Below are 11,887 nucleotides of genomic sequence, written 5' to 3' on the forward strand. Positions count from 1 at the left end.
TTGAGAACTTCGAAAATTCATCGCCCGTTTGGGGCGATTTCGTCGGGCGACGAAATCGAGACTCGCGCTCCCGCACTCGCCACACCCCCAACCGTTAGCGTACATTGCCAAGCTGGGGTTGGGCGGCAAGCTTCGATTGGTTGGCCTTGCCTTGAAATGTAGGGAATATCGCCATCGCCCGCTCCATGTGAGCCAAATTTTGGTTCCAATCCCGCCGAGCGGAAGCGGTTCAGCCTCGCCACGCTGAGGCGGTCAACGAGTGCCGAAAAAGGGAAATGTCGTTGCCCGCAAGGGCAGGACAGGCGGGATGGCTAACAAAATTTGTGGAACGTCGAATCTGATTCTATACGAGCGTTTCGGCCTTGTGGGCAAGTCAAGGCCCTGCAATGGATACGTCACAGCAGCAGCCCCCACCCCCGCCCCGACCCTTGCTGGGGGAACAAATTATGGTTCCAACCCCGCCGAGCGGAGGTCAGTCGACCTCGCCACGCACCAGCGGGCTGGGGGCACGAAAATTTTGAAGAACGGTTGCCCGCACGGAAGCGGCAGGCGGGGTGGCTAACAAAATTTGTATAAACAAGGCCCGCGCCGGGGGCGGGCGACCCGGTCACCTTGGCAACGCGACGCTAACAAGGGGTGTAGCTAATGGGGGGATGACTGGGGTGCTCGGGGCGGGGTCGCCCGCTTCCATTCGTTTTCGTCAGGGGACGAAAACGTTGGCTACGCACATCCCCACTAGCCACAACCCCCAGCCGTTGTGCACAAGCGAAGAAAACCAAACAGAAAAGGAAAATTTGCTGCATAAAGACAAAAGATTGAAATATTAATGCCCACGCACAAAACAGCACATTTGCAAACCGCACAACCCAACCCTCAACCAAAATTTGCAAAAGAGCTGTTTTTTCCTTTCCCACGATTGTATATATGAAAATTATCATCTATATTTGACCTGTTTTGTACAAGTACTTTTTAAGGCAATGACAATTGGACAAAAAATAAGGCAGTTAAGAGAATCAACTGGAATGAGACAACGGGAACTTGCTGCATATCTTGCAATTGGAGAAGGCTACCTAAGTAAAGTTGAAAATAACCAAAAACAATTAAAAAGAGAATCATTGCAGACAATTAGCACTATTTTCAAAATACCTTTAAAGGAATTAGAAACCCTTTGGGTCGCTAACAAATTATACGGTATAATTGAAAAAGAGAATGTTGGAATAGAGGCTTTAAAAGTAGCAGAAGAACAATTAATATACTTTAGAAACAACGAAAATGGAAATTGATAAGAACATAAGGCATTCAAAGAAAAACCTTCTTGAGTATTTTCGAGACAGGTCTAATGAATTTATAGCTGAAGTTGATAGTGAATTTGGTGCTACCCAATTCAAACAAAAGGCAAAAAATTTAAATACCCTTTTAGTTAAAGCTAAAACAACATTAATTGAAATTACAGAACAAAAAGCAAAAAAAGAAAACTGGACGAATGAAGAACTGTTAGAGGGCATTCTGATGATTACTTACTGTAATTATGTTGTAATGCTTGAAATTCGTCATTCTGTTTGGCCATATGAATATATGGCATTTTCTCGTAGAATTGGTGAATTATGGGAACCATTTTGCAAACTAGCATTTGAATACCCTGTAAATGACATTGAGTTATTTGTCCCACCATTGTTTTCAACTGTAAGACGGCAATTAGCGAATGAAATAGAAGAATACATTAGTAATTTAAATCTTAATCCAGAAGAAAAAGAGCAACTACTATTGTACTACAATAAGGTTTGGGGTTTAGTTACATCTGGTGAAATTAAACTTGAACTTGACTTACATTTTAAATTTGAAGGTAAAAAATATGTAGTTGATTTTAAGAGTGGCTTTGGTTCGAATGAAAAAGGGAATACTAACAGACTATTATTAGTTGCTAGTATTTATCACAACTTAGAAGATGGGTATGAACCATTAATATTTGTTAGGTCAAATGAAAACAACAATTATTTCACTACATTAAAGAATTCAGGTATTTGGAAGGCGTATAGTGGTGACGAAACCTATGCTGAGATAATGAAGTACTCAGGTTATGACATAAAAAAATGGATTAATGGCAACATTACTTGGGATTCTGACTTTAACCCTGATTTTTCTGAGTTTCTAAAAGAGCACAATTTGTCTCAATATCTAACTTGGTAATATGAAAACTGAAAACAGAGTATATCAAGCCTATTACACTAAATCTGAGCCTATTGTGAGTTATATGCTCTCTCTCTTAGATTTAAAAGGTTCAGAAAAGATACTTGAACCTTGTGCAGGTGATGGTGTATTCATAGACCCGATTATTAATCTTTATCCAAATATTCAAATAGATGCACTAGAATTGAATGAGTTGTCTTATACAAATTTAATAAACAAATATGCTCAAAAGAACAGCGTCAAAATAAAAAAAACTGATACTCTAGTTGACAATGACCTTTTATTTTTGTGCTCAATGGGTGGAGGATACGATGCTGTGATTGCAAATCCACCTTATGGTGCTTGGCGCAAACCAGAGGAAAGGAAAAAACTTAAAAAAAGTTATAACGGTTTTTATGCTAAAGAAAGTTATTCTCTATTTTTATTCAGATGTATTGAGGCTTTAAAAGAAGGTGGTAAATTATCATTTATTATACCTGATACATACCTCAATCTCCATATGCATAAAGACATTCGAAAATATATTCTCACGAATTCAAAAATTAAAGAAATTTCATTGTTCCCATCTTCATTCTTTCCAGGCGTAAATTTTGGTTATGCAAATCTTTCGATAATCGCACTCGAAAAATGCAGTTTTTTAAAAGAAAATCTTGAAAATGAATTTTACATCTTCAAAAATTATCAAACAGTTGAAGAATTAGGCAATCAAATGTCTAAAAATATATTAAAAATTAATCTTAAACAGTCTGAAGTACTATCTTCAAGTGATTTTGCATTTATAACAAATGGGAATAAAAAAATTATTGATTGTATTAATTCCACCAAAGAAACCATTGGCAATGTATGTGAATGTGTTACAGGTTTTTATTCAGGTAACGATAAAGATTTCTTAAAAGTAAAGGATAAAAGCATTAGAAATTCTAAGAATTATGAAGTTGCAAACCTTGATTTAGTAGAATTTAATTGTGATTCTAATCAAATAAATGGTGTTATCGGGGATAAAACTTTTGTTCCAATAGTAAAAGGGGGCAACCAAAAGTATTATAAACCTGATAATTGGTTTATGTTTTGGTCTGTTAAACAGGTTGATTTTTACAAAACCAATAAGAAAGCACGTTTTCAAAACTCAAACTTCTATTTTAGGAAAGGAATAGGTGTACCTATGGTAAGTTCCACATCAATTACAGCTTCCCTTATAGAAAATAGATTATTCGACCAATCAATTGTAGGTATTTTCCCCAAAGATGAGTCGTATCTTTATTACTTGTTAGCATTTTTCAATTCCCCAACCTGCAACAAACTAATTAGGACAATTAACTCATCAACTAATAATTCCTCAAATTATATAAAAAAGATACCTTTCATAAAACCCAATCAAATAGTTTTAAATGAAATAAGCAACCGCATTAATAATATAATAATTCAGTGTAAGACAAAAGGTAACTTTGACATTCAACTCGAAGAGCAAAATAATGATGCTATATATAGTATTTACGGTTTCTAGAGCTAACGCTACAGCCACACACATTGCCAAGTCGCACGAGCCGCCCTGCAATCCAAAACTTGTCAAAAAGTGTGTCTGTTCCCAACGCACGAATGAAAAGACATTGCAGCAAATTTAAGGACATTAAAACGAGAGAAAATTAAACGCCAGTGCACAACAAGGGGTGTAACCAATTTGGGCTGAATGGGTTAGGTAAGCGGGTCGGCACACAGGTAGCTTCTTAACGTGGGATAAATCCCAAGCCCCGCTCACCCAAACTGGTCACACCCCCATCCGTTAGCAACAAGCAGTGAAGAAAAACTCGGTAATGATTGATTTTGCTGCATTTTATAGATTTCTAAAAAAAATCATTTGCTAAATATCCAATTTGAAACTGTAACTACTCAGGTCTATGAAAAAAGGCTTTTAGTGGCGATTTCTTGTAATTTGCGGAAAAATTATCTGGATTCAGAATTTTTTTATTGAAAAATTAGCACTAAGTCTCTTAAAATATCTTTAGAAGTCAATAAACAAAGACCTGAGTAGTTACTTGAAACTCTCATTTTTAGTTGTAAATTAGCGACTTAAAATAACATTGCTTAGTCGTTAAAACTATATGAATAACTCAGAGATAATACTTTACACAACCCAAGACGGAGATGTAAAGGTTGAAGTAATTCTACAAGATGAATCCGTTTGGTTGACCCAAAAAGCAATGGGAGAACTTTTCGGGGTTGTGAAATCTACGATTAGCGAACACTTATCAAATATATACGAAAGTGGTGAATTAGAGAAAAGTGCAACTGTTCGGAAAATCCGAACAGTTCAAAATGAATCAGGAAGAGACGTTCAGAGAAATATTGATTTTTATAACCTTGACGCAATAATATCAGTTGGTTACAGAGTAAATTCACAACAAGCTACTCAATTTAGAATATGGGCAACGAAAACTTTAAAAGAATTTATAATCAAAGGATTCGTATTAGATGATGAGAGATTAAAACAGGGTGGAAAACTTTTTGGAAAGGATTACTTTTATGAATTACTTGAACGAATTAGAGAAATTCGTGCGAGTGAAAGGAGATTCTACCAAAAAATTACAGATATTTATTCAGAGTGTAGCATTGATTATGACCCACAAGCAGATATTACACAAGTTTTTTACAAAACGGTTCAGAATAAATTGCATTGGGCTATTACAGGGCTAACAGCAGCAGAAATTATTTCATCCAGAGCAAATTCAGAGTTACCCAATATGGGATTAACAACTTGGAAGAAATCCCCAAAAGGAAAAATTTTGAAGTCAGATGTTACAATTGCAAAGAATTATCTTAACGAAAAAGAAGTTCGAGAATTAAATCGTATTGTAACGATGTATCTTGATTATGCAGAAAATCAAGCTGAAAGACAAATCCCAATGAAAATGAAAGATTGGGTGGAAAAACTAGATGCTTTTCTACAATTCAATGACTATTCTGTCCTTAAAAATGCAGGTTCAATCTCAGCTGAAATTGCAAAGAAGTTAGCCGTTGAACAGTATGAAAGATTCAGAGTAGTTCAGGACCAAAACTATGAATCAGACTTTGATAGAGAAATAAAAAGGCTAAAAGGGGAATAATTGACTAAGGAATTGAAAACAAATTGCAGTAAAATTCATTACAAAAAGATTAACTGCCAGTTGCTAACAAGGGGTGTAACCAATTTGGGCTGAATGGGTTAGTCAAGCGGGTCGGCACGCAGGTTTGTTCTTAACGGGGGATAAATCCCCTGCCCCGCTCACCCAAACTGGTTACACCCCAAGCCGTTAGCAACCATGGTTGGGCGAAACCCGAAGACTCTAGCCCAACGGCGGGCTGTCCCGTAATCTGGATGCTCAGATAAAGCGAGCTGAATCGGCTGGATAAAATCCCAGCATTTGGGAAACGGGTAGCGGGGGAACAGACCTTCGTTGGGCTATAAAAATATTTCCCGACCCCCGACCAAAATGGATGATGACGCCTAGCAAGATTGCAGGTAGTATGGCTGCTTAAAGTGGTTGAAAAATATAAATGAAAGCCAGCCCCGAATAGGGCGCAAATCTATTGTAACGGGTTGAAAATTTGAAATCGTAACAAACTTGAAAGGGCTGAACGCTCAGAAAGCGAAACGGGTAACGGGTGGAAAGAATAAAATTATGGTTAGAAAATTTTGCGCCCCGCCCGAACAAGTGGGCAATAAAGGTAACGGGCTGAAATCCCTGCTCGGTATCGAAGTTAAATGCTTGGGGTGTTGAAAATATATATGAAAGCCTGCCCCGAATAGGGCGCAAATCAATTGTAACGGGTTGAAAATTTGAAATCGTAACGAACCCGAAAGCGGTGAACGCACCGAAAGCGAAACGGCTAAAAGGTGGAAAGAATAAATTTATAGTTTGAATATTTTGCGCCCTGCCCGAACACCTGGAAATCAAATGTAACGGGCTGAAATAATTACGGGGTAGCAGCCATTAGAAAAAGTTAGGGTGGCTAGGCGCTTAGCGGTAGAACAGTTTGATAGCCCACCCGATGAAATATTTTTTTTTGCCACCGCACCTCGGCATCGGGGGTCTAGGCTGACAGGTACGGTGCTGGCACTCAGGAAAGGCTGTAGCGGGGGATAAATCCGCCGATCGCACGACATGAACTTTAAAACCACAGGTTGCTAACATAGGGTGTACCCAATGGGGGTTGATGATGGGTAAATCGGGGCGGTGTCGCCCGCAGGCTCGTTTTCGTCGGGGGACGAAAACGTTGCTCCGCTCTCCCCCACTGGGCACACCCCAATCCGTTAGCAACCATGGTTGGGCGAAACCCGAAGACTCTAGCCCAACGGCGGACTGTCCCGTAATCAGGATACTCAGACAAAACGAGCTGAATCGGCTGGATGAAATCTTAGCATTTAGGAAACGGGTAGCGAGGGAACAGTCCTTCGTTGGGCTATAAAAATATTTCCCGACCCTCGACCAAGATGGATGATGACGCCTAGCAAGATTGTAGGTAGTATGGCTGCTTAAAGTGGTTGAAAAATATAAATGAAAGCCTGCCCCGAATGGGGCGCAAATCAATTGTAACGGGGTGAAAATTTGAAATCGTAACAAACTTGAAAGGGCTGAACGCTCAGAAAGCGAAACGGGTAACGGGTGGAAAGAATAAAATTATGGTTAGAAAATTTTGCGCCCCGCCCGAACAAGTGGGCAATAAAGGTAACGGGCTGAAATCCCTGCTCGGTATCGAAGTTAAATGCTTGGGGTGTTGAAAATATATATGAAAGCCTGCCCCGAATAGGGCGCAAATCAATTGTAACGGGTTGAAAATTTGAAATCGTAACGAACCCGAAAGCGGTGAACGCACCGAAAGCGAAACGGCTAAAAGGTGGAAAGAATAAATTTATAGTTTGAATATTTTGCGCCCTGCCCGAACACCTGGAAATCAAATGTAACGGGCTGAAATAATTACGGGGTAGCAGCCATTAGAAAAAGTTAGGGTGGCTAGGCGCTTAGCGGTAGAACAGTTTGATAGCCCACCCGATGAAATATTTTTTTTTGCCACCGCACCTCGGCATCGGGGGTCTAGGCTGACAGGTACGGTGCTGGCACTCAGGAAAGGCTGTAGCGGGGGATAAATCCGCCGATCGCACGACATGAACTTTAAAACCACAGGTTGCTAACATAGGGTGTACCCAATGGGGGTTGATGATGGGTAAATCGGGGCGGTGTCGCCCGCAGGCTCGTTTTCGTCGGGGGACGAAAACGTTGCTCCGCTCTCCCCCACTGGGCACACCCCAATCCGTTACCAGCAAGCATCTGACTGAAAATCTGAATAATCGAAAATGTATGACAATTACTGATAGAACTAGAAAAACTATATGGGCTAAATCTGGGAATAAATGTGCTATTTGCAAAACAGATTTAGTTAAAGATAAGGATATGTTTAACGTAAGACTAATTGTTGGCGAAGAATGTCATATAATTAGTAAACAAGCGAAAGGACCAAGACATATTCACAAAAATGGATTTGATTATAACTCTGATGAAAATCTAATCCTACTATGTTGCAATGACCATAAAATGATTGACGAACAAGTTTTGGAGTACCCTGTTGAGAAAATAATTGAAATTAAAAACGAACACGAAAAATGGGTTCTTGAAAACTTAAGTAATGTTAACGAAGTAACTACAAATAAAGAAGAGTCTGTTTTTGACAATTTAATTAGTTTTGTAACAGCCAAATACAATAAAGAAATGAATATAAAATCAAGTGAAGAAAAATTTAATTCTTCTGAAGGTTTAAAAATTGCTTTTTTAGAAGTAGAGAAAATTAAAAGAATAATTTATGATACTGTTGAAAGAATTCATAATAATGCCCCAAACTATAGAATTACTCTTAGAGATAACAAGAAACACATAACCGATATATTATTTAAAGATAAAACTTTAACGGTACAATTTTATGAAGGCTTTGCAAATCAAGCAAAATCTTCATATTTATTTTTAGCATTTGTAGATGGTTATTTTAGGGAGGATGGCACTGTTGACCCATTTTATCCTGTGACTTTAATTGAGTTAATTAGGCTTGACTTTACTTTCAATGAAAAGGGTGAATTTGGTTGGAGAAATCAAGAAAATTCATCCGAATTTTTCAGTTCTGAAGAAATTATTGCAATATGGTTAAAGAAGTTTTTTAATTTAACTTTAGATGAATAAGAAAAGTCCATCAGTAAAAAGAATCATCAACTTGCATAAACATAAAAAAAGTACAATGGAGCAGGATATTAAAAATAAAATAAGTTCAACTCTTGAAAAACTCTGGGCTAGTTCAAAGTTTGCAGGATTTCGAGATACTAAATTACTGGAACTTATCGGGTTTTCCTTAGGAAGTGAAAAACTTGATGTAATTCTTCAAGACATTGAGTTGCTTTCAAAATTATCAAATTCTTATTCCATTGTCGCGCCTCATTACGTGTATAAATTTGTAAATAAGCTAATAAAAGACTTACATAATAAAACTATTTTTGACCCGTGGTTAACTATTTCATCTCCTGTCAATTATTTTACGGCAAAGAATAAAATCGGAATCATACAAAATAAAGCAGAATTTGAAATAATTAGAGACTTGTTTCAAACCAGCGATAATATAATACTTGGTGATACTTTAAAAGAAACTCCAAAAATCAAGTCAAAGTTTGACTTTGTAGTCTCATTTCCCCCCTTTGGTTTGAAAACCCAACATTTTAATGGAACAAAAAGTTCATATGAATTTGCTACAACATTGCTATTAGAATGTTCTGAGTTAATAAAAAATGACGGCAAACTAATATTTCTTCTTTCAAATTCATTTTTTATTAATGAAAAAGGGAAAGAAGCACTAAAAAACAAGGGTTTAATTGTTGATGCAGTATTTTCAGTTCCATCGGGGGCATTTGCACCAATAGCTGCAATATCTACAAGTATTGTAGTTTTATCAAAAAACAAGAGTGATAAAACTTTCGTTGCCGAGATTTCGCAGGATGACAATATTAACAATTCTATTTTACAGAATTTCTTCAATAAAAAAGAAGCTAAAGCAATTCAACTAGGTTGTTTCGTTGAAGTCGATGAATTCAAATCTATGAATGCATTGTTATCTGAAAAGGAAATGCAAGAAATGGTTAAAAGAATTGGCTATCCATCTATTCTTTTAACTGACATTTCTATTTCAATTAATGCACTTAAAGGAGATAATCCAGAAGAAGTTGAACATTTTGCAAATTCAATATATTTACCAAAAGTCGGTAACAGTCCTGTGGTTGCAAGTTTATCGGAGTTGAAAATAAAACCAAAGAATTATTTCCAAATTCAACTTGACGAGACAAAAGCCAATTCAATTTACGTTGCAAATTATTTCAACACGCCAGTTGGCAAAAAATTGAGGGAGAGTTTAGCAGTTGGTGCAGTAATTTCTCAGATTTCAAAATCGCAACTTTCAAAATGTATTTTATTTCTGCCTGAATTAATCACCCAAAGGGAATTAATAGAAGTTGATAATAAAATACAGCAGTTTACATTTAGGCTTGATGAATTGAAAAGAAGCCTTTGGAAACAACCTAAAAGCTATAAATTAATTGCAAAGGAATTAAAATCCATAAATCAAGAAGAAAAACTTGAAAATTGGATTGACAAATTGCCATTTCCTATTTCTTCAATTCTTTGGCGTTACTATGCAACTAAAGATAATGGTAAAAAAATTGAACACTTATTCCATTTTTTTGAAGCATTTTCAGAATTCTTATCAATGATTATTTTGAGTGCCTTGGTTCAAGATAAAGAGTTTTATAAAGAAGAAAGCCATAAGTGGATTGGCAAAGAAGAAAAATTTCAAAATTGGTATTTAAGAGCAACTTTTGGGAATTGGAATAATCTTACTTCGAATCTGTCAAAGGCGATTAGAACATATCTAGCAGAGAATGACAAAAAAGACTATTGTATAAACCTTTTTGGAAATCCAAGCGATGCATTTCTTTCGATGATTACAAGTAAAGGTATAGTTAATATTTTATTTGAGATTGCTAATCTTAGAAATAAATGGAAAGGACACGGTGGAATTACAAGTGAAGAAGAGAACTACCAAAGAGTTATCACTCTTGAACAAAAGTTAAATGAGTTTAGAAAAAACATTGCAGATGCTTTTGAGGACACAAGATTGCTCTCACCAACAACAAGCAGTTTTGAAGATGGTATTTTTACATTTAACGCAAAAGAATTAATTGGAGCAAGAACACCATTTAATGAAATATCAATCAAAAGTTTAATTCCACTTGATAGGAAAAAACTTTATTTGTCCAATTCACAGCAGTCAAAACCGTTGGAATTGCTTCCATTTATTAAATACATTGAAGCGTCAGACGCAATTTACTTTTACACAAGTATAGAGAGCAAAGATGTAAGGTGGGTTTCTTATCATTTCGACAAAGAAGCAGAGATTAAGCAACCTGTTGACGATTCTTTATTTAAAGCATTTGACTTTTTAAAACCCTAGTTTGCAAAAAATGCCAGCTGGTAACAAGGGGTGTAACCAATTTGGGATGAATGGGTTACGGAATCGGGTCGGCACGCAGGAATGTTCTTAACGGGGGATAAATCCCAGCTCCGCTCACCCAAACTGGTCACACCCCCAGCCGTTGGCAACAACTGCAAGACTGAAGAACACAGTACTAACCTGAACATAGATTAAGAAAAATGGCAATTTTTGAAATAGAAAAAGGAAAAGCAAAACGAGTTCGTCTCAGTGAGTTTAAACTTGAGAAAGACTTACAAAAACTTGTTGAAGAGAATATTGAAATAATATTTAATTGCCGCTTTATTGCAACAGAATTTTCGACAGGGAATATTCATTCTGGACGAATTGACACATTGGCAATTTCCGAAGACAATAATCCAGTAATAATTGAATATAAGAAAATTGCATCTTCCGATTTAATTAATCAAAGTCTTTATTACTTGCATTGGATTAGAGACCACAAAGGAGATTTTCAAGTTGCTGTTAATAAAAAATTTGCAAAAGAAACAGCGGTTGACTGGTCTGATATTCGGGTAATTTGCCTAGCTCCTGAATATAAAAAATATGACTTACACGCTGTTCAAGTTATGGGCGCAAACATTGAGTTGTGGCAATATAAAATCTACGAAAATGGGATATTAAGTATTGATGAAATTTATAAGCGAACAAATAGTGTTACTCATTCAGATATAGAGGAATGTTCCGAGAAAAACCCTGTTATGGTTGAAGCAGGAAAGAAAGCTGCTCAAACAAGAAAAACAGCAACTTATACACTTGAAGAGCATTTTGAAAATCTTGATAGCAATGTACTGGAATTGTTTAATGCTATAAGGGATTATATTATTTCACTAGACAGTTCTATAGAAGAATCACCAAAGAAAAACTATGTTGCTTATAAAACAAGTCAGAATTTTCTATGTATGCAGACTTACAGAAAGAAAATAACTCTATATTTAAAACTTAACGCTGACGAAATTGAAACAATTCCCAAACAAGGTCGAGACGTAAAGAATATTGGACATTTTGGAACGGGTGATTTTGAATTAACGATAAAAGACTTAAAAGACTGTTTTAACCCTAAATAACCAAGCATTTTTTTTACAATTTTATTATTTATTTTTACCAACGGACAAACGACCGATGGTGACTGTTATACCGAAGGTTC

At 36.6% G+C, this 11,887-nt stretch carries 7 protein-coding genes; all 7 read left to right on the plus strand.

What is annotated here, in order from left to right:
• The first annotated feature begins 977 nt into the window (after positions 1–977).
• The 7 genes from G8O23_RS16445 to G8O23_RS16475 all read left to right on the plus strand — a co-directional run bounded on the left by G8O23_RS16445 (position 978) and on the right by G8O23_RS16475 (position 11,807).
• Positions 978–1,283, plus strand: coding sequence for a helix-turn-helix domain-containing protein (locus G8O23_RS16445; RefSeq protein ID WP_166366859.1), 306 nt, complete (start codon positions 978–980; stop codon positions 1,281–1,283).
• Complete coding sequence (locus G8O23_RS16450; protein ID WP_166366861.1) at positions 1,273–2,187, plus strand: hypothetical protein; 915 nt, start codon at positions 1,273–1,275, stop codon at positions 2,185–2,187. The genes G8O23_RS16445 and G8O23_RS16450 overlap by 11 nt, the downstream gene beginning before the upstream one ends.
• Before the next feature lies 1 nt (position 2,188).
• A complete protein-coding gene (locus tag G8O23_RS16455) occupies positions 2,189–3,691 on the plus strand; it encodes an HsdM family class I SAM-dependent methyltransferase (protein ID WP_166366863.1) in 1,503 nt (500 codons plus the stop codon).
• A 595-nt stretch (positions 3,692–4,286) separates the two neighbouring features.
• Positions 4,287–5,288, plus strand: coding sequence for a virulence RhuM family protein (locus G8O23_RS16460; RefSeq protein WP_166366865.1), 1,002 nt, complete (start codon positions 4,287–4,289; stop codon positions 5,286–5,288).
• 2,232 nt (positions 5,289–7,520) lie between these two features.
• Entirely contained in the window at positions 7,521–8,390 is an 870-nt protein-coding gene (locus G8O23_RS16465; RefSeq protein WP_166366867.1) for an HNH endonuclease, read from the plus strand.
• Positions 8,383–10,701 carry a type I restriction-modification system subunit M/S gene (locus G8O23_RS16470; protein WP_166366869.1) on the plus strand — a complete coding sequence of 773 codons (2,319 nt, stop codon included), beginning with the start codon at positions 8,383–8,385 and terminating at the stop codon, positions 10,699–10,701. Before G8O23_RS16465 ends, G8O23_RS16470 begins: the two co-directional genes overlap by 8 nt.
• A 200-nt stretch (positions 10,702–10,901) precedes the next feature.
• Positions 10,902–11,807: a DUF5655 domain-containing protein gene (locus G8O23_RS16475; protein ID WP_166366871.1), complete on the plus strand. Its 906-nt coding sequence runs from the start codon at positions 10,902–10,904 to the stop codon at positions 11,805–11,807.
• The last annotated feature ends 80 nt before the right edge of the window (positions 11,808–11,887 follow it).

It is taken from the genome of Perlabentimonas gracilis (assembly GCF_011174675.1).
In the GTDB taxonomy this organism is placed as follows: domain Bacteria; phylum Bacteroidota; class Bacteroidia; order Bacteroidales; family Tenuifilaceae; genus Perlabentimonas; species Perlabentimonas gracilis.